Annotated in this window: 23 protein-coding genes and 2 tRNA genes; 11 read left to right on the top strand and 14 right to left on the bottom strand. The window is 40.3% G+C overall.

All coding sequences use genetic code 11. The annotated features are described in order from the left end of the window. Nucleotides 1-76 precede the first annotated feature (76 nt). Nucleotides 77-922 (top strand): SDR family NAD(P)-dependent oxidoreductase, encoded by an 846-nt coding sequence (locus NG22_RS08355; RefSeq protein WP_053405328.1) that lies wholly within the window; start codon nt 77-79, stop codon nt 920-922. Nucleotides 923-1354: 432 nt separating this feature from the next. Here the strand turns inward: NG22_RS08355 and lhgO are convergent, their stop codons facing one another. Further along, nucleotides 1355-2551 carry an L-2-hydroxyglutarate oxidase gene (gene lhgO / locus NG22_RS08350; RefSeq protein WP_053405327.1) on the bottom strand — a complete coding sequence of 399 codons (1197 nt, stop codon included), beginning with the start codon at nt 2549-2551 and terminating at the stop codon, nt 1355-1357. Between the two features lie 275 nt (nt 2552-2826). Between lhgO and NG22_RS08345 the strand changes: the two genes are divergently transcribed. After that, the gene (locus NG22_RS08345) at nt 2827-4176 is read left to right on the top strand and encodes a sigma-54 dependent transcriptional regulator (protein WP_253275662.1); all 1350 of its coding nucleotides are present in this window, start codon (nt 2827-2829) and stop codon (nt 4174-4176) included. A 25-nt stretch (nt 4177-4201) separates the two neighbouring features. Further along, nucleotides 4202-4555 (top strand): Hpt domain-containing protein, encoded by a 354-nt coding sequence (locus NG22_RS08340; protein WP_053405325.1) that lies wholly within the window; start codon nt 4202-4204, stop codon nt 4553-4555. 42 nt (nt 4556-4597) lie between these two features. On the opposite strand, the gene NG22_RS08335 is transcribed toward NG22_RS08340, so the two are convergent. Beyond that, entirely contained in the window at nt 4598-5032 is a 435-nt protein-coding gene (locus NG22_RS08335) for a peptidylprolyl isomerase (RefSeq protein ID WP_053405324.1), read from the bottom strand. Between the two features lie 132 nt (nt 5033-5164). Between NG22_RS08335 and NG22_RS08330 the strand changes: the two genes are divergently transcribed. The 5 genes from NG22_RS08330 to NG22_RS08310 all read left to right on the top strand — a co-directional run bounded on the left by NG22_RS08330 (nt 5165) and on the right by NG22_RS08310 (nt 9353). Continuing rightward, entirely contained in the window at nt 5165-5473 is a 309-nt protein-coding gene (locus NG22_RS08330) for a hypothetical protein (RefSeq protein WP_053405323.1), read from the top strand. A 13-nt stretch (nt 5474-5486) separates the two neighbouring features. Continuing rightward, on the top strand, nt 5487-6293 hold the full coding sequence (locus NG22_RS08325) for a LexA family transcriptional regulator (RefSeq protein ID WP_053405322.1): 807 nt from the start codon (nt 5487-5489) through the stop codon (nt 6291-6293). Nucleotides 6294-6367: 74 nt separating this feature from the next. Continuing rightward, a complete protein-coding gene (locus NG22_RS08320; protein WP_053405321.1) occupies nt 6368-6745 on the top strand; it encodes a DUF3127 domain-containing protein in 378 nt (125 codons plus the stop codon). 131 nt (nt 6746-6876) lie between these two features. Continuing rightward, a complete protein-coding gene (locus NG22_RS17600; RefSeq protein ID WP_172674352.1) occupies nt 6877-7275 on the top strand; it encodes a PIG-L family deacetylase in 399 nt (132 codons plus the stop codon). Further along, entirely contained in the window at nt 7272-9353 is a 2082-nt protein-coding gene (locus NG22_RS08310; protein ID WP_053405319.1) for a hypothetical protein, read from the top strand. Before NG22_RS17600 ends, NG22_RS08310 begins: the two co-directional genes overlap by 4 nt. On the opposite strand, the gene NG22_RS08305 is transcribed toward NG22_RS08310, so the two are convergent. Then, a complete protein-coding gene (locus tag NG22_RS08305; protein ID WP_053405318.1) occupies nt 9334-9852 on the bottom strand; it encodes a haloacid dehalogenase-like hydrolase in 519 nt (172 codons plus the stop codon). The genes NG22_RS08310 and NG22_RS08305 overlap by 20 nt on opposite strands. A gap of 240 nt (nt 9853-10092) precedes the next feature. Here NG22_RS08305 and NG22_RS08300 point away from each other — a divergent pair, with 240 nt between their 5' ends. Together NG22_RS08300 and NG22_RS08295 are read left to right on the top strand one after the other, a co-directional pair. Beyond that, entirely contained in the window at nt 10093-10509 is a 417-nt protein-coding gene (locus NG22_RS08300) for a BT0820 family HAD-type phosphatase (RefSeq protein WP_053405317.1), read from the top strand. Beyond that, nucleotides 10510-11070, top strand: a complete 561-nt coding sequence (locus NG22_RS08295) for an NUDIX hydrolase (RefSeq protein WP_053405316.1) — start codon at nt 10510-10512, stop codon at nt 11068-11070. It begins immediately after the preceding gene. Between the two features lie 18 nt (nt 11071-11088). On the opposite strand, the gene NG22_RS18120 is transcribed toward NG22_RS08295, so the two are convergent. The 3 genes from NG22_RS18120 to NG22_RS08285 are packed head-to-tail and all read right to left on the bottom strand — an operon-like array spanning nt 11089 to nt 12638. Further along, a complete protein-coding gene (locus tag NG22_RS18120; protein WP_253275661.1) occupies nt 11089-11652 on the bottom strand; it encodes a LysR substrate-binding domain-containing protein in 564 nt (187 codons plus the stop codon). Next, nucleotides 11649-12026 (bottom strand): LysR family transcriptional regulator, encoded by a 378-nt coding sequence (locus NG22_RS18115; RefSeq protein WP_253275660.1) that lies wholly within the window; start codon nt 12024-12026, stop codon nt 11649-11651. The genes NG22_RS18120 and NG22_RS18115 overlap by 4 nt, the downstream gene beginning before the upstream one ends. A gap of 60 nt (nt 12027-12086) precedes the next feature. Next, entirely contained in the window at nt 12087-12638 is a 552-nt protein-coding gene (locus tag NG22_RS08285; RefSeq protein WP_053405315.1) for a GNAT family N-acetyltransferase, read from the bottom strand. Between the two features lie 208 nt (nt 12639-12846). Between NG22_RS08285 and NG22_RS08280 the strand changes: the two genes are divergently transcribed. After that, nucleotides 12847-13821: a lipid A deacylase LpxR family protein gene (locus NG22_RS08280; RefSeq protein ID WP_157600935.1), complete on the top strand. Its 975-nt coding sequence runs from the start codon at nt 12847-12849 to the stop codon at nt 13819-13821. Between the two features lie 435 nt (nt 13822-14256). On the opposite strand, the gene NG22_RS08275 is transcribed toward NG22_RS08280, so the two are convergent. The 8 genes from NG22_RS08275 to NG22_RS08240 form a co-directional block, all read right to left on the bottom strand. Continuing rightward, entirely contained in the window at nt 14257-14628 is a 372-nt protein-coding gene (locus NG22_RS08275; RefSeq protein ID WP_053405313.1) for a DUF2141 domain-containing protein, read from the bottom strand. Then, nucleotides 14615-15739 (bottom strand): AMP-binding protein, encoded by a 1125-nt coding sequence (locus tag NG22_RS08270; RefSeq protein ID WP_053405312.1) that lies wholly within the window; start codon nt 15737-15739, stop codon nt 14615-14617. Before NG22_RS08270 ends, NG22_RS08275 begins: the two co-directional genes overlap by 14 nt. Beyond that, the gene (gene menD / locus NG22_RS08265) at nt 15736-17424 is read right to left on the bottom strand and encodes a 2-succinyl-5-enolpyruvyl-6-hydroxy-3-cyclohexene-1-carboxylic-acid synthase (protein ID WP_053405311.1); all 1689 of its coding nucleotides are present in this window, start codon (nt 17422-17424) and stop codon (nt 15736-15738) included. Before menD ends, NG22_RS08270 begins: the two co-directional genes overlap by 4 nt. Before the next feature lie 80 nt (nt 17425-17504). Continuing rightward, nucleotides 17505-19625 carry a tetratricopeptide repeat protein gene (locus NG22_RS08260; protein WP_053405310.1) on the bottom strand — a complete coding sequence of 707 codons (2121 nt, stop codon included), beginning with the start codon at nt 19623-19625 and terminating at the stop codon, nt 17505-17507. 107 nt (nt 19626-19732) lie between these two features. Continuing rightward, nucleotides 19733-19809, bottom strand: a tRNA-Ile gene (locus NG22_RS08255). Nucleotides 19810-19860: 51 nt separating this feature from the next. Continuing rightward, nucleotides 19861-19934 (bottom strand) — tRNA-Ile (locus NG22_RS08250). A 91-nt stretch (nt 19935-20025) separates the two neighbouring features. After that, entirely contained in the window at nt 20026-21345 is a 1320-nt protein-coding gene (locus tag NG22_RS08245; protein WP_053405309.1) for an AarF/ABC1/UbiB kinase family protein, read from the bottom strand. After that, nucleotides 21329-21997 (bottom strand): TetR/AcrR family transcriptional regulator, encoded by a 669-nt coding sequence (locus NG22_RS08240; protein WP_053405308.1) that lies wholly within the window; start codon nt 21995-21997, stop codon nt 21329-21331. The genes NG22_RS08245 and NG22_RS08240 overlap by 17 nt, the downstream gene beginning before the upstream one ends. Nucleotides 21998-22054: the final 57 nt, after the last annotated feature.

Raw genomic sequence — 22054 nt, 5'->3', positions numbered from 1 at the left:
ATTTGTAATAATTAATAGGCTTATTAAATGAGATATTCATGTAGTTTTTGCTTAAAAAAAGCTAAAATTGCAATACATGACTAATCGGCACTTTATGGCTTCCAAAACCGTCTGGATTATAGGGGCTTCCTCAGGAGTAGGGAAAGCTTTATTATATGAATTCTTAAATAGAGATTACAGGATTATCGTATCCTCCAGTGATGCCCAAAAACTTCAGGCGGCAGTGCGTGAGGTAGTTTATGTGGAAAAGGATTTATTGGTAAAACCATTAAACCTGGAACAACCTGATACTTTTCCCGATATCGTCGACGAAGTATTTCGGTGGGCAGAGGGATCTATTGAATCGGTTATTTTTTCAGCGGGTATTGGGCAAAGGTCATCTTTCGTGGATTTGGAGTACTGGGTATTTGAAAGGGTGATGCAGGTTAATTTTATGAGCTATACTTACCTCACCAAATTAATCCTTCCTTATTTTGAAGCTGCGGAGGCCGGTAGATTTGTAGTGCTGAGTTCCGTGCAGGGTAAATTTGGGATTCCTAATCGGACCGCCTATGCTGCTAGCAAACATGCTTTGCATGGTTTTTTTGATAGTTTAAGGGCTGAAAATTTCCCTTGGTTAAAAGTCTTATTGGTGTGCCCGGCTTATATCAATACAGAATTTGCTTTTCATGCCATGCTGAGCAATGGAAATGAGCAGGCAAAACAAGATAAAGGGCAGGCGCATGGGATCTCTCCTGAAGAGTGTGCCGAGGATATCCTTAAAGCCATTGATAAAAATAAGCGGGAGATTGTGATGGGCAAATGGCAGCAGCGTATTGGAGTCTGGATTAAGCGCTTTTTTCCGGCATTGCTGGAGCGGATAGTGAGGGCCAGGGTAAAAAAAAAGGTTGACCAATCAGTCGCCAACCCTTCTGATTTTTAATTAGAATGATGCACTACCTGGGGCAATAATTCTATTTTTATTGCCTGTATCCAAACCTTCCAAATTTGGTTCTCTAAAATTTTAAAAGCCCAATATTGGCAAAGCTAGCTTTCCCCTTATTTATCTGCTTCGATAGAAAAAATGCCAAATTGGGAGTTTTTCAATCTTGCAGTTCAATGAGGATTTAACCCAAATTATTCACCGCTATATTGTTAATCAATCATAAGCGACTTGTTTTCAGTTCTTTAAAACTTATTTTCTTTGAGTTATAATAGCCCAAATTTGGGCAAGCTTGCTTTCTCCTCATTCATCTGTTTCGTTGGAAAAAACTCGAAATAGGAAACTATTCCTTCATTTTTTCCGCCTTACAGCTAAACGAGGATAAAAGCGCGAATAATTCGGGTTAAGCGTGCCTCATTCAGTTTAATTTTATTATATTTTTTGAAGTACCTTTGCTGCAATGGTTTCTCCTATGGCCAGAGATGCGGTAGCAGCAGGAGAAGGCGCATTACAAACATTTACCACATGCTTGGTCTCATAAATGAGGAAATCATCCACTAAACTTCCATCTTTTTTGCAGGCCTGTGCTCTGATTCCGGCGCCACCAGCTACCAAGTCTTTTTCCTGAATAGATGGCATTAATGCCTGCAGAGCTTTGGTAAAGGCTGATTTACTGAAAGAACGGTACATTTCCCCCATGCCGGTTTTCCAAAATTTGGAAGCCACTACCTGAAAGCCCTTAAAAGTTAAGGTTTCCAAAAGCTCTCCCAGATTGATTTGCATTTTTTTATAGCTCTCCCGGCCAAAAGCCAGAACCGCATTCGGGCCGGCTTCTACACCACCTTTCATCATACGGGTGAAATGAACGCCCAAAAACGGGAAATTAGGGTCCGGCACTGGATAAATAAGGTTTTTAACCATATTGGTTTTTTCCGCGCTCAGTTTGTAGTATTCCCCACGGAATGGAATAATCTTTAAATCAATCTCCGGCTGGGTCATCTTTGCAATTTTATCTGAATACAGACCAGCGCAGTTCACTAAAAGTTTACTGGCATAACTGTGTTTGTCGGTTTCCACATAGCACTTCCCTGATTTTTCTTTGATATCGGTCACCTTTTCATTCAGGTGTATATGACCTCCTGTTTCTGTAATGATATCAGCATATTTTAAGCAAACTTGCTTATAGTCTACAATACCGGTTTGGGGGACAAAAATGCCCGCAACGCCGGCCACATTGGGCTCGTACTCCTTTAGTTCCTGTGCATTGAGAATTTTCATGCCTTCCAGGCCATTGGCTATTCCTCTTTCATGCAAATTATGCATCAACGGAACTTGTTCCTCGCTGGTGGCTACTACAATTTTCCCGCAAAGATCATATGGAATCTCGTGCTGGTCGCAGAAAGCGATCAGTTTTTGATAACCTTCTCGACAGTTGATGGCTTTTAGGCTTCCAGGCTTATAATAAAGGCCAGAATGGATTACCCCTGAGTTGTTTCCGGTTTGATGATGCGCCAGTGAAGGCTCTTTTTCCAGAATTAAAAGTTTTAAATCAGCTTGTTGCTCCTTTATTTTAAGGGCGGTGGCTAATCCTACAATACCACCTCCCACAATAATAATGTCGTACTCCATGGGTTATTTCAGAAAAATTTCGTGCAAAAATAGAATAAAAATTACCTCATTACCATGATCTGTAACAATCCTTGAAAAAGTTTTTTATGCTCAGGGATAGGTGAATACAAAAGAATTCAATTGTTTGATTCAAATTGGACTTTCTTGAGGGATTTTTCCTGTCTTTTTTTAGGATTTATTTCCCAATTTGGGAAAATAGTGGGTGCCAAAAGTAAACAAAAAAGTGCTGTAAGAGGTATTAATACAAACCCATAATTATGCCTGAAAACAAGCTCATGAAAATTTTTGTACTGGAGGATGATTTGACCTATAGTGCCTTCCTGAAGCATATTTTATCTCTCAATCCGGATTACGACGTTAATTTGTTTCAAACTGCTAAAAGTTTGCTTTCGAAGCTGCATGAGAATCCGGACCTGATAACGCTTGACTATAAGCTCCCTGACATGGACGGAGATGAGGTTTTTCAGAAGATCAAAACTCATGATTTGGATATTCCAGTGATTATTATTTCCGGTCAGGAAAACGTAAGAACGGCTGTTTCTCTCCTAAGACAAGGCGCGTATGATTATATTCCAAAAGATGAAGATACCCAGGAGCGCTTGATGGCAGTCGTCCGGAATGCTTTGCAAAAAGTTTCTATGCGGGAGGAGTTAGATTCGCTAAGAAGAGAGATATCGGATAAATATGATTTTGAAAATACCATTATCGGAAATTCAGCGGCCATTCGTCGGGTATTTTCTTTGTTGGAGAAGGCGGTAAAAACCAATATTACGGTTTCTATCACTGGAGAGACCGGAACCGGCAAAGAGCTGGTGGCTAAGGCGATTCATTTTAATTCTTCCAGGCGGTCTCAGTCATTCGTTCCGGTAAATATTGCGGCAATCCCTGCGGATCTTATTGAAAGTGAGCTTTTTGGTCATGAGAAAGGGGCTTTTACGGGAGCTTTTTCCAGAAGGATTGGGAAATTTGAAGAGGCAAATGGGGGGTCGATTTTTTTGGATGAGATTGGGGAGATGGATTTGAACTTACAGGCCAAATTATTACGTGTGATTCAGGAGCGGGAAGTTGTTCGGATTGGTGGGAATTCCGTAAACAAAATAGATGTTCGCATTATCGTTGCAACACATCGAAATTTATCACAAATGGTGAAAGATGGTACTTTTAGAGAGGATCTTTATTATCGTTTACTAGGTCTTCCAGTGCATTTACCACCTCTTCGTGAACGAGATAATGATGTTTTGATGATTGCCAAACATTTTTTGGACCATTTTGTCCGCGAAAATAAGTTGGAGCCAATGTACCTATCGGAGCATGCTAAAGCAAAATTAATGAAATACCGTTTCCCTGGTAATATCCGGGAATTGAAGTCAGTCATTGAGTTAGCAGCTGTTTTAACACAAGGAGAAGAGATTGGCCCGGAGGCGATTAGTTTTAATAGTGTCGTGAAAGAAGAGCATTTTATAACGGAAGAATTAACATTAAAAGACTACACCTATAAAATCATCAATCATTTTTTAGAGAAATACGACAATAATGTGATGTTGGTAGCGGAGAAACTAGATATCGGGAAGTCCACTATTTATCGATACCTTAAAGAAATGGATGAAGTGGATCCTAATCAATGAAATTTGCGCTTAACTTAAAGATACAATGAGTAAATTAACCGACCTAACCTATCTTAAATCTGTATGCGACGGAGACAGCTCCTTCATGACAGAAATGATCGAAACTTTTTTACAGGGAACTCCTGAGATTATTGATCAGCTGAAAGTGGCTTGTAAAAATCAGAACTGGGCTGAAGTAGGAGCTGTAGCACATAAGGTCAAGCCATCCATTACCTTTATGGGGATTGAGTCTATGAAGGATTTAATTCTGGATATTGAGCACTCCGGTAAGGATGCCCGAAATGTGGAGAAGTTAATGGGTAAAATTGAGGAATTTGAAAATGGCTGTGAGATGGCCTACCGAGAGCTGAGAGAAACTATTGCTGAAATTAATGCATAAAAATTAGCGTAAAAAAAAGGGTGATTGCTCACCCTTTTTTTATTAATCGATAATCACGATTTTCTCAATTTTGTCTCCCTGACGAATATCATCAATTACCTCCAAGCCTTCCGTCACTTTGCCAAAGCAAGTGTGATTGCGATCTAAATGTGAGGTATTTTTGCGACTGTGGCAAATGAAAAATTGCGAGCCACCCGTATTACGTCCGGCATGTGCCATAGACAGTACTCCACGGTCGTGATATTGGTTGTCCCCATCCAATTCACAGTCGATAGAATAACCTGGTCCGCCGACACCAGTACCTTGCGGGCACCCCCCCTGAATAACAAAATCAGGAATGACACGGTGGAAAGTTAATCCATCATAAAAACCTTCTTTTGATAATTTAACGAAGTTCGCAACAGTGTTAGGAGCATCATTATCGTAAAATGATACTTTCATTAGGCCTTTTTCGGTATGGATTTCTGCTTGAGCCATCTTATATTTTTATTTATTGATAATTGAATTAGTAATAAATTGAAAAGACTAAATTTTTTAGCCTGTTTTGTTTGGCTAATTATTTTAGGTTTCCTATTTTTGTTTTATCGAAGAGCTAAAAATAGTAGCACTATGAACATAAATAGCCAAAAGATCAAAGAAGCCCTTGAGGCTAACTTGACGCTGACTTTGAATGCAAAAAAACTAAAATCAGGCAATTTTCAAATTAAATTTCTTATTCATCAGGAAGAGAAAGAATTGCTTTATGGTTATCTTCTGAAAGAAAAAGCACAATCCGCTATGCTTCAGGAGGAAATTGTTCAGGAGATTGAACATCGCGTGCTTTCTATTTGTAAAGATGATTATTTTCAGCATAGTCATCTTTATGGTGTGGGAGGAAAGCGGAAAGCGGAAGATTTTATGATTTATATGTCTGCCTAAAATTTTTAATTTTATGTCTTTAATTAGTGCTAATATTAAGTGGTTAAGAAAGTTTCATCATTTAACGCAGGGGCAGCTGGCTGACGCGCTTGAGGTAAAACGTTCTTTGATTGGAGCTTATGAGGAAGGGAGAGCAGATCCTAGGATTCAGAATCTACTCAAAATTACTAATTATTTTGGTATTTCAGTGGATCAATTGGTGAAGGAGGATTTTGAAGGCCATGGAGCGGAAATTCTCGCTGAGAAGGCCGGGGAATCAGCTCACTTCCGCGGGAATCGAGTTTTAGCTATTACAGTAGATAAAGAGGAGAATGAGAATATTCAGCTAGTGCCTCAAAAGGCTTCTGCGGGTTATTTGAATGGATATATGGATCCGGAATATATTGGCGAGTTGCCGAAATTTAACCTGCCGAACTTAAATGGCTCCGGAACTTTTCGGGCTTTTGAAATCAATGGCGATTCCATGTTGCCCTTAGAATCAGGAACCATCATCGTAGGAAAATATTTGGATAATTTGACCCAAATAGCCAGTGGAAAAACCTATGTGGTGGTCACTACAAAAGAGGGCGTGGTATATAAACGAGTATTTAATTATTTGGAGGATAAAAGTTCCTTGTTTTTGGTTTCGGATAATCAACAATACTCTCCTTATGAAGTATCCGCTGATGAAGTTTTGGAAGTTTGGGAGGCCAAAGCTTTTATTAGCGTGAAATTTCCAAGCCAACAAACCCAGTCTAACCCCGAAGAGCTTGATTTAAAGAATCTGAGTAGAATGGTGATGCACCTTCAGGAAGAAATCATTAAACTTAAAAATGATTGATTGGTTGTGGCCTTCTGATCTTTGTATTATGTTTGTAGACCAAGCTGGGTAGAAATTAAAGATTTTAATAAAACATGAATATTCAAGGAAAATTGGTGGAGATTTACGCTGTCCAGAATGTGTCAGATCGTTTCCGCAAGCGTGAGTTTGTTATTGAGTACGCGGATAACCCGCAATATCCTCAATTTATTAAGTTCGAATTCATTCAGGATGCTTGTGAGGAGTTGGATAAGTACCAGGTAGGACAAGATGTAAATGTTGAATTCAATTTGAGAGGTCGTAAGTGGGTAAATCCACAGGGACAGGCCGTTTATTTTAACACTTTGCAGGCGTGGAGATTGAGCCCTGCAGCGGCGACTGCTGCTCCGGAAGCTCCAGGTGCAGTACCACCACCTCCAGCAGAACCTCCATTTATCACTAATGATGATTCTGGAGATGACCTTCCTTTCTAAATGCGCTTTAATCGCATAAATGATACCCTGCAATTATTTGCGGGGTATTTTTTTGTCTTTTTTCCGATAGTTGGATGCCAATTATTTTTATAACTTGGAAGAATTATACAATCATTCAAAATATTATTTACATGCCGAAGGCAATCACATTTTTTTGCTTGTGCTTCCTTTCTCTTTTTGGTTTTGCACAAACTAAAAGTGCTGCAGAATTGCAATTACAATTGCAAAAGCTCCCTGTAGCCGCTCGAGTTCTTTATATGGCTGCTCATCCGGATGATGAAAATACCCGTCTGATTTCCTATTTGAATAATGTGGAGCATATTGAAACAGCCTATTTGTCCCTTACCCGGGGAGATGGAGGCCAAAACCTTATTGGTCCGGAGATTTGGGAAGGCCTTGGGCTTATCAGAACACAGGAACTTATTGCCGCTCGTGGGTGGATCATGGGCAACAATTTTTTTCCAGGGCTTATGATTTTGGATATTCAAAGCATCCGGATGAAACTTTTGGCTTCTGGGATAGAGCAATGATTTTGGGGGATGTGGTCAAGGTGATTCGGGAATTTAGACCAGATGTGATCATCACCCGGTTTCCAACAACCCCGGGTATTACCCACGGTCACCATACGGCCTCTGCGATTTTAGCTTTAGAAGGAGTTGAGGCTGCGGCTGATCCCCGCCAATTTCGGGAATGGGGGGCTGCACATCAGGTAAAGCGCGTGTTATGGAATACTTCGAGTTGGTTTTATCGTGATCACCCTAAGGATTTTGAAGCCCTTGAGGTTCTTGAACTTAATATTGGAAAATACTTGCCTCTACAGGGGCAGTCTGTTGCGGAAAATGCCGCGCTAAGCCGAAGTCAGCACAAAAGTCAAGGCTTTGGCAGTAAAGGAGCCCCGGGAGAAATGATGGAATACCTGGTAGCCATTGATGGGCAGGCTACTCCTGATGAAATACTGGCAGGACTGGAATTAAGCTGGTCAAGATTTGAGGGCGGTAAAAGTTTGGACAAAAAGGTCGCAAATTTGGTAGAGGAATTTCAGCCCATGGCTCCCTGGAAGTCTGTTCCGGATTTATTGACCTTAAAGGAAGATTTGGAAAATCTTCCCTCTTCTTTTTGGAGAGATGAAAAGATCAAAGAGGTGGAATCCCTCATTTTTGACTGTAGTGGGCTTTACGCACAAGTATTGTTTCCAAGTTCAGAGGTATTTCCCGGAGAGGAAATTAATTTACAAATCAAACTAAGCCATCCTTCTAATTTGGCTATTGGTTTGGAAAGCATTCTTCTTAGCGGGCAGGAGTTATGGGCTGGTGGCCCTCAGGATTTACTCCAAAATGAGCTTTTCACCAAGGAGGTGAGCTATCAGGTAGAAGCTGATAAGCCATTTTCACAGCCCTATTGGCTGGCAAACTCTCATGGTTTGGGTAATTTTGAGGTGGATGATGTGCTGAATATAGGAAAGGCAGATTCAGATCCTTCTTTCAAGGCTACAGCCCAAATGAAAATCAATGGAACGCCATTTTCTTGTCCTGTGTCGGTGTTATTTGAGTCATCTGACCCTGTGAAGGGTTTGATTCAAAAGCCAGTTTACAATGTGCCCAAGGTAGAAGTTGCGCCGGCAGTGGAACAGCTTATTTTTGATGGGGAAAAGCTGAAAGCGCTATCGATTAAGCTAACTGCCAAAGTCTCGACCAGAGGCTATTTAGGGGTGCAAACCCCCGCGGGCTGGGAAGTAATTATGCCGAAAGGAGAAATAGAGATTGGGCCTATTCCTCAGGAAGTTGTGGTGAGGGTGAAGGCACCGGATTCAGCTGATTTTTCTGCTTTGAAGTTTTATTTTGAAGAGTCTAATGGGCAAACTTATACCCAATATGTGCAAAGAATAGCATATGATCATATTCCAATTCAAATTTGGATGCATAATGCTTCGGTGGTGGTGAAGAAAATCAATCTTGCCGTTCCAAATCGCAAAGTGGCCTATCTTCAGGGGGCTGGGGATGTAATTCCCGAGGCTTTGAAAGAGGTTGGAATGCCGGTGGCGGAATTGGATGCACAGCAGCCCTCTGCCAAAGTATTATCAGGCTATGATGTGGTCATCCTGGGAGTTCGGGCTTTGAATACTTTAGAGAATATGCCGGAATGGTCTCCATTATTAAAGGATTTTGTGGCAAAAGGAGGTACGGTAATCACGCAGTATAATACGTCCTTCCGCCTGAAAGATGATGATTTTGCACCCTATCCATTAAAATTGGGAAGATCTCGTGTGACGAATGAGCAGGCTGATGTACAAATATTATCTCCCCAGCACCCTGTTTTGACCAATTATAATCAGATCAGTCAGGATGATTTTGATGGATGGGTACAGGAGCGTGGTTTGTATTTTCCTCAGGAGTGGGATGAGAGATATGAACCGATTTTATCAATGCATGATGAAGGGGAGGATGCTTTAAATTCATCTCTACTAGTGGCTCCATATGGAAAGGGCGTGTATGTTTATACCTCTTTAAGTTTCTTTCGAGAATTACCGGCTGGAGTTCCGGGAGCTTATCGACTATTTATGAATATAATTGGTTTGGAAAAAAATCAATTTAAGGGCGCCGGTAAGTAATCCATTCTTTCGAGTTTTCTTTTTTGTCTGAATAAACAATCACTTCGGAATAGTATTCTGGAGTGATTTTTTGTTTTATCCAGTGCATTTGAAGGGTGTCGTCCAGAGAATTGTACTTCAGATTTCCCGTCAGCAGTTCATTTTTTTCTTCCAATTCATTCGCCAGGATAAGCCCTGACTGTTCCCGGCACCAAAAATAAAGGAGATTTTTGGGCAAGGAGGAAATGAAAATGATTTGATGATCCAAGAGTTGATGAAACTTGATTTTATTTCGAATATTTTCGGGAAATAACAAATTGGATTTTTTCAGAAAAAACCGTTTGCATTGTTCTTCCAGTACAAACAAATTTATGCCTTTAAAGTACTTCTTGATCAATGATCGCTGATAGGCATTTTCTGAAATGAGTCGAAAATCATACAATTTTTTTTTCCATAAGAAGAATAAATCCTGGCTCCAAGAAGGCTTGTGTCCGAAGGCAAAGGGGATAAAATGTTGCATGTATTTTGACGGGGGAAGAATATTGTCTAAATCGAAAATTACAAGTGTGGTGGAGTCCATTAAAACATGCCAATTTTAGGTATATTTCAAATAACGATGGACTTGCTCATTTTGTGTTGATTTTGGGGAAGGATTACGAATAAATATTACTGAATTCATCCGGGGAATCTCCCTATGCATGTTTGAACTTTCCAATAATTTCAATTACCATTGTTAACTAGAAAAAGCTAAATTAAGAAAATGAAGATCGCGGTAGACTTTGATGGAACTATTGTGGAGGATCAGTATCCTGAAATTGGAAAACCTATGATTTTTGCCTTTGAAACTTTAAACGAATTACAAAAACAGGGGCATCAATTGATTCTTTGGACTTATAGAAAAGGGCGGCCACTTCAGGAGGCGGTTGCGTTTTGTGAGGAGAAAGGAATAAGCTTTTATGCGGTTAATGAAAGCTATCCTGGCGAACAAGTGGAGGGGATTAGTCGTAAAATTGATGCAGATGTCTTTATTGATGATCGAAATATTGGAGGCTTTTTAGGTTGGAGTAAAATTTGGCAGCTCTTAAATGAAAATGAGCCAGAGGCTCAAATGATCGATTTTGCTGCCCATACTAATCATCGGGAAGAAAAGAGTTTTTGGAAAAAAATATTTGGCTAAATGAATTATTGCAGTCACTGTGGGAGTAGTAAAATTGAATTGGTTATTCCGGAGGGAGATAGCCGGGCCCGATGGTGCTGTCCGGACTGTAATACCATTCATTATCAAAACCCCAGAATCATCGCAGGAAGTTTGGTGGTGAAATCGGGAAGGGTGATGCTCTGCAGGCGAGCGATTGAGCCTCGATACGGGCTGTGGAATTTACCTGCCGGATTTCTGGAGAATGGGGAAAGTGTAGAAGAAGGTGCCATACGGGAGATTTGGGAAGAGGCCATGGCCCGGGTGAAGATTTCACACCTTCATACGCTTTATAATTTGCCTCAATTCAATCAGGTTTATTTGATTTACCTTAGTGAGTTGGAAGGGGAGGCTTTTGGTGCTGGAGAGGAGACGCTGGAAATTGACTGGTTTCAGCCCGAAGAGATTCCTTGGAGTGAATTAGCCTTTGAAAGTACCAAATTTGCATTAACAAAATGGATTGAACAAGAATACCCGGATAAACGGGTTTATCAAGGCTCTTTGGTACTAAAAGATTGGAATCAAAAAAAGGGAAGCTGCTGAGCAACTTCCCTTCTTTGTTTATTTCCATTCCACAATTTCTCCGTTTTCAGCGGAGTGCATGCTAGAAGGAACTGATTTCTTTAATTCTTCTTCTAACACTTTGATCAATTTCTTTTTTGCAAAGTTCCTCGTATACACCAGGCTGATTTCCCGGTAGTGTTTTCCGTGACCAATTTGTCTCAACTGGCTTTCAGAAATTTGGTCTGTACCCAGCTCAGGTAAAACAGTCATTCCCCCTTCTGTGTCTACAATTTTTCGTAGCGTTTCCAGGGAGCCACTTTCAAAATCAAAACCCGGAAGACTATTGTTCTTCCCAATTTTGCATAGGTTCATCATTTGATTTCGGAAACAATGCCCTTCAGATAGAAGCCAAATTCTTTCTCCTTTAAGAATTTCGGGGGAAATGGGGTTTTGAATTTTATTGACTTGGTTTTTATTCAGATATAAGAAAAGCTCTTCATAAAATAAAGGGATTTCCTCTACTTCTGACTCATTCAAAGGGGTTACCAAGATGGCCACATCCAATGAATCATTTCTTAGGGCTTTCAAAATATCCTGGGTAAGCATCTCCTTAATGTTCAACTTAACATTTGGAATGCTTTATAAAAGTTTCCAATAAATCGAGGAACAAGGTAAGGGGCTAGGGTAGGTATAATCCCTATCTTTAATTCTCCAGCTACGGTATCACGGTATTCCTGAAGAATATCATTGATTCGTTCTACCTCATTGAGGATAATTCTAGCCTGTTTAATGATTTTTGCACCCGCATCGGTTGGGATAATGGGTTGTTTTGTACGATCAAAAATGGTTACCCCTAATTGATCCTCCAACTTCTTAATCTGCATACTAAGGGTGGGCTGCGTTACAAAACAATGTTCAGCAGCCGTAACAAAATGGCGATGTGTATCCACCGCCACGATGTATTCCATTTGTGTCAATGAAATATTCAGCATCATACGAATCTCTAAAAATGTAAGGATTCTAAATTAGATGCCTCATGCGAATAATCCAAAGTTTTAAGCTCTTTTAGCCCTTACTTCATGCCCTAAAAGTCCAAAAACCACCAGGTCTTCAAAATGGTCATAGTACCATTCGCTTTGGCGTAATTTCCCCTCTAGGTTAAATCCTAATTTTGATGCTAATTTTGCAGTTGGTTCATTGTCGGCTTTGCAACGAATTTCAAGTCGGTTTAATTTCCAGTCCATGAAAGCAAACTTAATCACTTGTTGCATGGCATTCTCAGCAATGCCTTGATTTTGATACTCCTGACTAATCCAGATGGAGATTTGACCATTTTTGTTGTGCGGATCAATATCAAAAAGTCCAATATTACCGATCAGCATTTTCTTGTGAAAAATACCAAACATAATCCCTCTTTTGCTGGACATTAATTTTTGATAATGGCTAATGAAATGGGCTACATCCTCTCGGCGTGTTTGGGCCTCCAACCAGGATAGGTTTTTCTGTAAAAAATCCCTGTTTTGGTCGATAAGTTCAAGTAGTGGTCCGATATGGATATGGTCCAGGGGTTGAAGTTTTACAATAGGGTTAATCTCTAACGCTAGCATAGTTTTTCAATGGGTTATAAATAAAAATACTGATGCAAAATCGAATTGTTTGATGAAGTGGGGCTAAAGTATGGATTTGGACCTAATTATATAAAGATGTACAAAGGATTGGAATTGGATGTGATTTAATGGATATTTGATCATCTATTTGGGGAATCAAGAAATCATTTAAGCGTTGGGGGACGTAAAATTTCTTGTGACCTACCGTATGAAATTATTTAAACTATTATTAGGGGTTGTCCTTTGTTACAATCTGTCTGGTAACTTGTTGGCGCAAAGTAAATTGGTGCCCAACAATTTAAGATCCATCCAATTAACATTGGAAAATGATTTTTTCTTCTTTACGGATAAGTATTACACTAATGGGGTAGCGTTGTCGTATATCGATCCTGTTTTCAAGCATTCTCCATTGATTTATCCGCTAAGTCCCTTTGTAAGGGATACTAATCAAATTGTGTCGGGCATTTTGTTTCGTCAGAATATGTACACGCCTGATGATACCCATTTGGATATAGATCGAAGTGGTGATCGCCCTTATGCCAGTACATTAACGATTAGTCAAATTGCCTATGGTTTTATTCCAGAACGTAAATTAAGGTTTCGAACGGCCTTTACTACTGGCTTGGTTGGGCAGTATGCATTGGGTGGGATTACTCAGGGCCTGGTGCACAAAATTACACCTTCGCACCCACCATTAGGATGGGAAAATCAGATCAGGAATGATTTTTTAATTAATTATTTCTTTGAAGTAGATAAGGGTTTGTGGACTTCTTCTTTAATGGATGTTATCCTTCATGGAGAGACGGCTGTTGGTACCTGGCAAGATAATGTAGGGGTAGGTGCAAGAATAAGATTTGGACACCGATCTCCTTATTTTAGCCAAATAGCCCCATTGGGTGCCTCCCCCAGAAGGGGTTTTGATTTTTATTTAACTTTTGGGGCAGATGTCAAGGCGGTTTTTTATGATGCCACCATGCAAGGGGGATTAGTTTTTAATTATGAAGAGAGTCCACACGTTATTGAAAGGGTAGAAGTTGAACCAATAGTGCAGCAATATTATTCTGAAATGGGGCTAAGTTTTCGAAGACATCAAATTGTGGGGAAGCTGGTGCTTTTAAGTCCGGAATTTATTGGATCTGGTTGGCACCGATTTGGTTCGGTCAGTTATAAGTTCTGGTTTTAGGCGAGGCAGCTTATGCAGATAATAAAACTCCGTCGGGAGTAGATTAATTTTTTGAACAGATGCCGATTTGTAATAGGCAAAAGTGATCCTATTTTTTCAAATGAGGTTGGATAATATTTACCATACCTGGATTCTAATTTTAAATCCTCGTTTTGCAGCATTGCGGGAAAGGTGATGGAGTTATTCCATTATTTGAGTTGTTCCCATCAGGCATATGAAAAGGAGAAAGTAAGCGCAGCTCAATCCGGATGATATAAAAGCGAGGTATAACCCCTGTCTGCTGGGAAATGATTGTTGGGTTTACTGCTTATGGCAGTGCATAATTTGGCTACAAAAAATAATAGTCTAATGTTTCGATTCGGATGTGGGCTAAATCAAATCGATAAAGAAGAGCCTGCTTTTGAGGGGAAGGTTGTTTTTTTTGGATTTACGATCTTACAAATACTTCATTTTAATAATAATATGGGCGTCAGTATTCAGGCTAAAGGAGGTTCGATCGAAGGAAGGGGGGCCGGACAAGAGGCGATGATTGTTGGAAAAACCGAAACCTTCTGTGGGGAAGCCTACCCAATTATAGTTCATTTTGAGGTCCTGATTTTCATCATGGAGTACCACTACAGCATAATCTGCTGATTTCAGCCCTGAAATTTCGATTATCCCATCTCTTGCATGCACTACATTTTTTCTGATGGCCCGTTCTTTTTTGTCCGGAAAGCCCTCTTCCTGATCAAATAATAAATAGTTAATGGCACCATTTTCATTTCTGAGTCCCTGTATTTCTATGGTCAGTTTGTTATTTTGTGCCACTAGGATCAAAGGAAAGGAGATTAAAATGATAAGCGGGATGAGTTTGGTCATTTTCAAAATCTTGGAGTATTCCCCTACGATCTACTTTACCGGAAGGAAGTAGTTTGAATTTGTCTACCAAAATAAAGCATTTTGGTAAATGATACCGGTTGGGGAGTTGGGTAATTAGTTTTGTTTTAATTAACCCTTGAAACTCCCTGTCTGTTGTGGAGGTTTCAACAAATAAAGAGATTTTTTGTCCTAACTTTTGATCCTGCGTACCTTCAATAAAATAATGGGCCTTTATATGATGTTTGGTAAGTATCTTTTCAATCGCATTTTCAATTAATTCGGCTTGAATTTTTATACCTCCGGTGTTAATCGTTCGGTCTATTCTGCCGAGCCACCGAAAAGAGGAAGGGGAGGTGAGCTCCACTAAATCATTGGTAGTGATTACATCTTCTGCTGCGGTAGGGCTTTCTATTTGGAGGCAACCCCTTTCATCCCGTTGAATTTTTACGCCACTTAACGTATGGAAATCTTTTTGTGGCTGTGGCCCATTAATGGCTTTCAGGGCGATGTGGCTAACGGTTTCCGTCATGCCATAAGTGGCGTAAACAATGCATTTTAATTTTTGGCATTTTTGAATGAGGCCTTCCGACATGGGAGCGCCACCAATAATCACCACTTTCGCCTGATTCAAAAGTTGATAGGAATGGGGATTTTCTATGGCTGCGTCTAATTGCATAGGGACCAAGGCTGTAAAATCAAAAGGCTGTTGAATATCCAGCAATGGGTTTAGACTGGCTTCCACCACTTCTAATGCCATTTCTGTCACCAAAGCCCGAACGATCATCATTCTTCCACCCACCATATTCGGGTTCATGCCCAATACTGCCCGGTCTCCTTTTTGCAGCTGGAGCGCCCTGGCGGTCATTAAAGCACTTTGCTCCATTTGCTTTCTGGAAATTTTAATGGCCTTTGGGGTGCCGGTGGAACCGGAAGTATGGAGTTCAAAGTCTTCCTGACCAGCTTCCCATGCTTTTACAAAATGAAGAATTTCCTTTTCAATAGCTGTGAAGGTTTTTCTCTGATCGGAAAGCATTTTCCCATTGATGGTAATTGGAATCATCCTTTAAGATGTGCTTTAAATTGGTCAAATGAGGATTTATTCTCTTCTTTGTCTACGAAAATTTCCAATAATTTTGGTCGCTCTGATGCTTTAAAAAAGTCAGGTAAAAGCGTATTGAGTGCTTTAAAGTCAGAGCAACTGAAGTAATCTAAGTTGAAATCTTCCGCCGTGTTTTTGGCCTTTAATTGTTGGTGAGTTTCAAAATAGGTGGCCAACTCTTCTTGTTCTCTTGGCCCTTGAATGAGACCGAAAATGCCACCAGCATGGTTGTTGATGACGATGATTCTTAAATTGGTTGGTAGGTAATTGTTCCAAAGACCGTTTCTGTCATAGAAAAAAGCCATATCTCCCGTAATCAGCGTTGTCAACCGTTCAGTTTTCATGGCAGCTCCTATGGCGGTAGAATTGGATCCGTCAATGCCACTGGTGCCTCGATTACAGGCGATTTCAATATTTTTCTGAACCGGGACGCCTACAAAATTCACATTCCTAACCGTCATAGAGTTTGAAAGATGAAGCAGACTATCCTGAGGTAAATGATTTAATATTTGATGTGCAATTTTTATCTCTGTAAAAGGGCTTACCTCCACAAATGCTTGTAATTTTTCTTGTTGCCGCTTTTGTTCCTGTTGCCATAATTGGAAATAGGGAGCAGAAAAGCTAGTGGAGGCCTCTTTCATATGTTGAAGAAAAGTTGCGGGAGATACCGGAAGAATCTCGGTCAAACACTGAAAGGTATCTGCGGTCATCCCGGTTTCTTCAAGATGCCATTGGGCATTGGGAGGGTAACTCCTCAAAAACTGTTTCAATGGTTTTGAAATTACAGAGGCACCAAATGTGATTAATAAATCAGGTTGAAGCGATTTTTTGTCTTGCTTGCCAATCAAAATGTTGTCAGGCAGACTGATTACATCCTCCAGGTCGTGAAAATTACTTATGCCATCTGCAATTACCGGAATTTGATGTTTGGAGGAAAATTGCCCCAGGGATTCAATTAGGTCGGCTCTTAATTTTTGTTGCCCGAGGACGATGAGGGGTTTTGAATACCGGCTAAATTCCTGTTTGAGCTCTTCCCAAACCTGAGGCGAAAAATCATTTAGAACGCTCCTTTTTTTAATGACCCTGCAACTAGCGTCAAATTTTATGGCCTCCCCCTTTTCCGGGTAAAAAGGTTCTCTTATCGGAATGTTTAGGTGTACAGGGCCCTTCGGAAAACTGTTCGCTTCCAAAATAGCTTCGTTTACCTGTCGATTAAATTGCCATTTTGCATCCGGATGTTGATGATCTACCGGTAGGTCAAAAGACTTTTTAACGTGTTTGCCGAATATGCCGGATTGTCGGATGGTCTGTCCATCCATTTGGTCTACCCACTCCGGAGGCCTGTCTGCCGTAATGACTAACAAAGGAACCTGAGCGAAAAATGCCTCCGCTACCGCAGGAGCGTAGTTATAAGCGGCACTTCCACTGGTGCAAACCAATACCGAAGGCTTGTCCGTCTCTAGTGACATGCCCAGCGCCGTGAAGGCAGCAGCTCTTTCATCGGATAAAGTAATGGGAGAGAATTGAGGATGTCGGTTGAAGGCTATCGTAATAGGAGCACATCTTGATCCAGGGGATAATACGACGTCTTCAATTTTGTGTTGGGCGCAAATTTCTGCTATACTGTTGATTTCCGGCAATACCATGCGATTAAATCTAAAAGGGCTTGGCTAATTTTACTGCAAGATACGGAATGCTGAGAAAGCAAAAAAAGCAGTGGTCCACCTTAGCGGTGTAAACTATCGTTTAAAATGCTTTCTTTGTTGAAGTTGGCGGCCATAATATTTTTCCATTTTATTCCCATCAACAGAATGTCGTCTGTTTGCGCCTGCTGGCCTTTCCATTCATTGAAATTTTTTTCAATAGCTTTTTTCTGCTCATTTAAATCAAGCCCCTGAATGTCAATGAGGAGCAGTTCCAGGTTTTTAATTAGAAATTTTTGATCTCTTGGTCCTCCAAATTGGTCCTGCAGGCCATCGGTCATCATGTAAAGGGTTTGGCGCTCATTGAGCATAATTTTGTGCTGCTCAAAGATATTTTTAGAGATGAAACTACCCCCAATGGCAGTGCGGTCGCCAGGGAATTTGGATAAACCGACCTGTTCTTCATAAATGTATAAACGCTGAAAAGAGCCTGAAAATTCTAATTGATTTTGTTCCAGGTCCATGACGCAAAGCCCGATTTCCAATCCCTCATTTCGGTTGGGGTTATTATGGTGGAGGATTTTTTCCAATCTTCTTTTGAGCAATTGGAGAATTTTAGCGGGTTGGTCATTTTTCTCCACATTTATGATTTGGTATAATAAACTGAAACTGGTCATGGACATGAAAGCACCAGCCACACCATGGCCTGTGCAATCTATGACGGCCCAGAAAATTTTATTATCGATTTTTTCTAGCCAAAAATAGTCGCCACTCACAATTTGCATGGGTTGAAAAAATATCAAATGATTGCCTAATAAGGCCTTCAATTTAGCATCATTGGGCAATATGGCCTCCTGAATGCCTCTTGCATATTGGATGGAACTGAGTAAGTCCGTTGATTTTTTCTCCACTTCCAGATTGGCCTGCTCCAATTTTTGATTAGCTTCTGAAAGGTGGAATCGCTGCGCTTCTATTTCCTCGTTGGAGGCAATTAATTCTTCATTTTGTGCTTCGATTTCATTCTTACTTTCTTGTATGATTTTAAATAAATTATCCTTTTCCTTTTGTTTCTTTCGGAATTGATAAAAAACAATAAGACCTATCATAAAAATGCCCCAGGTCAGACACATGACCAATAAATGATTTTTCCTTTCCATTTCAAGAAGGGCGTTTTTTCGGTTTGCAGCTTCAAGCTCCAAAGTTTTATTTTCTAATTCGTAGGAAGTTTTAACTTTTGATAGTTCGCTAATCAGATTCTGATTATATAAAGAGTCTCTTAACTGAATCTGCGCCCAAAGCATTTGATAGCCTTTTTTATAATTTTGTCTGGCGGCATAGGTTTCCGCTCGTCCCAGATTTGCGTCCAGCTCTAAAGATTGAAATTGATGCTTTTTGGCAATTTGCTCCGCCTCCTTGAAAATGGAGGATGCAAGGGCGTATTCTTGTTTCCGGACTGCAATATCCCCTAAAGCATTTTTAATAAAGACCATCCCGTAGTGATCATTTACTTTTTCGGCATATTGAAGGGAAAGTAAATATTTTTCTTTGGCAATATCGAATTGTCCTCGAGCGTGATAAATGTCTCCGATATTGCCAATGGCGATCCCCATATAAAGGGTGTCCTCTACCATTTCCTGATAGTCTAAATAGGTTTGAAGTAATTTCTCGGCCTCTTCATACCTTTTTAATACAATATAACAGGAAGCAAGATTATTCAATAGGGAGATTCTGGTGTCTTCATCGGCCAATTCCAAGGCTTGTTCAAAATAATCCTTGGCAATATTGACTCGGCCATCATCCTTTTCCATGGCGCCCAGATTATTCAGGATTTTAGCCCTGAGAATATTTAAATGGGCTTTTTCTGCTACAATTAAAGCACGGTGAAAATTTTTGGAAGCTTGTGCTCTGAATCCCTTCTTTTGTTGCCCATAGGCGACACAGTTGAGGGCGAAAGCGATTCTTTCCGGGTTATTACTTGCCTCGGCATATTTTAAAGCTTCTTTTCCATATTTGATGGTAAGCGATGGGTTCTTTTCCCAATGTAGTTGCGCCAGACCTACCAGGTAATATGATTTTTCATAGTTATCATTGGTAGATTGTAGTTTTTTTAGAAACATTTCCTCAGAAAGGTATTCCTCCGCAAAAGAAGGGAGGGCAAAGAGGAAAAAGATGATAAAAGTTGGTAGGAAAAGAATACAGCGCATTATCAAAAAATTATCATCGGGAATATAGAAAAAATACCCAATAAATTCTAATAATTGGTAGCTTTCAACTTTGGATATAAAAAAACCGCTTCAAATATTGAAGCGGTTGGTGGGCCCAGCTGGGCTCGAACCAGCGACCTCCTGATTATGAGTCAGAAGCTCTAACCAACTGAGCTATAGGCCCTGAATGTATGAATAACATTCGAAAGATTTTTATTGTCTAAGAAGACGGAAGTGGGCCCAGCTGGGCTCGAACCAGCGACCTCCTGATTATGAGTCAGAAGCTCTAACCAACTGAGCTATAGGCCCTGCAATGCAGGCATTACTGCCGTTTTGCTCTGCAATATTAGGGCAATTTTACGGTAACGCCAAATACCAAAATGATATTTTTTCGCCTTTTTTAGGCGATGAGGGCTAATTTGCTGAGCGTCTTTGTATTAATTTTTGCCTTTAAATCATGTAGGAGGTTATAAAGTCCGAAATAGGTTCGATTAATGTATAACCCGTGGCGGGAACCTCTTGCCGTCCTTGATTTTCTGATTTCCTTCATGTTTTTTATTCTTTCCCCTAAATAGTAGATCTGGTTGAAATATTGGGAATCACTAAAATCGAATTCCTCAAAATGGAAGGGCTTACCTAATAATTGGATCATCTCCCGGAAAATGTCACTGAAGAATCGTTTTTCATCGGGGGTATCTTCTGGAAATAGGAACTCCAAGTCGAATAAGAGCTTTTCAAGGATTTCATCATTTTTCACCAGGTCTTTAGCTAATAAACTAAAATAGGCCTGATAGAATTTATCGGGAATTACTTTCACACAGCCGAAGTCGATAATCCCTAAATCGCCGTTCATTTGCATCAGAAAATTGCCTGGATGCGGATCTGCATGCACTTGCTGAAGGGAGTGGATCTGGAAATCGTAAAAATCCCACAGGGCCTGCCCAATTTTATTTTTTACCTCCTGACTGGGGTTTTGCTGAAGAAATTCTTTCAAATGTGCTCCCGGCATCCAATCCATGGTTAAAATCCTTTTACAGGAAAACTCCGGATGATAATTGGGGAAGATTACATTTTCAATATGAGCACAGGCGGCGGTGATTTCCTGAGACCGCTTAAGTTCCAGGTCATAATCTGTTTCCTCCAGTAACTTTTCTTCTACTTCTCCCATATACTGGCTCACTTCTGCATTGGATAGCCCAAAAAGTTTTGCCGCAAGGGGTTTCGCAATCTTTAAATCAGAGCTGACGGATTCCGCCACCCCCGGGTATTGGATTTTTACCGCCAGGCGGTTCCCATTCGCATAAGCCTCATGTACCTGACCAATGGAGGCGGCATTTAAGGCGGACTGGGAAAATTTGTCAAACATCTGGACAGGACTTTTTCCAAAATATTTCTGAAAAGTTTTTACCACCAATGGATAGGAGAGTGGAGGCGCACTGTATTGCGCCATGGCAAATTGATTTTGATAGGCCGTAGGCAATAAATTTTTATCCATGGCCATCATTTGCGCGACCTTAAGCGCACTTCCTTTAAGCTCACTTAAGGATCCATAAATGGCTTTGGCATTATTTTCATTTAAATCAGCTTTATCGGTTTCATCACCGGAAATTACTTTTTTCGCATAATGCTTAATATAATTTCCACCTACCTTCACACCGGCCTTCATGAATTTGGAAGCGCGCTCAACTTTACTTACCGGAATTTTATTTTGCTCTTTCATGCGAATATTTGTCTCGGTTATGAAATAAGAATTTCCCGAAATCCAGAATGGAGTCCAGGGCTGATGCACCCATCAATTCAAAACTAAGATTGACGGTTTTCTCTACAGCGGCATCGGTGGATTCGAAATTTTCACTTTCATCTTTTATCCAAAAATCAATCAGGAATACACATTGCGCCCAAAGCGCTTCTTTGTATTTGTTGTTCACCTTTCCTCTGGATTGTATTTCGCCGGTATCCATGCCTTCCTGAACCAAATCCTGAACGTAGATCAGATAAGCATCCTTAAAGGTTTTTAAGTATGCGGCCTGCAAGAATTCTTTAGGGTTTTGGGGAAATTTGGCACTCACAAAACTGCGCTTCTTTTTTAAAACTTCACACAGGGTAAAATAGAAGGAAAGTAATTTTTCTCTGACAGAATAGGTTTCGTAGACTTCTTCAGATTTAATTCCCTCAATGGTATTTTCAAAGAAACTTTTCCAAATGAAATTATTGATGCCCTTAAAGGAGTTAAAATGCTTGTAGAATTCTTCTTCTGAACTCCCTATTTCTTTGGCAAAATGGTAAACCGAGGCGGGTTCTTTGCCCTCCGTAAGGTAATAGTCCATATAAGCCTGAATTATCGATTCCTTGTTAATGACTTTCTTGGCCATGATGAATTTTTTGAAATTTCAAGATATTAGTTCAGACTCTCTGTAGAGTAAACAGGT

The organism is Persicobacter sp. CCB-QB2, from assembly GCF_001274635.1.
GTDB classification, from domain to species: Bacteria; Bacteroidota; Bacteroidia; order Cytophagales; family Cyclobacteriaceae; genus Persicobacter; species Persicobacter diffluens.
This window is presented reverse-complemented; position numbering and strand designations above follow the sequence as displayed.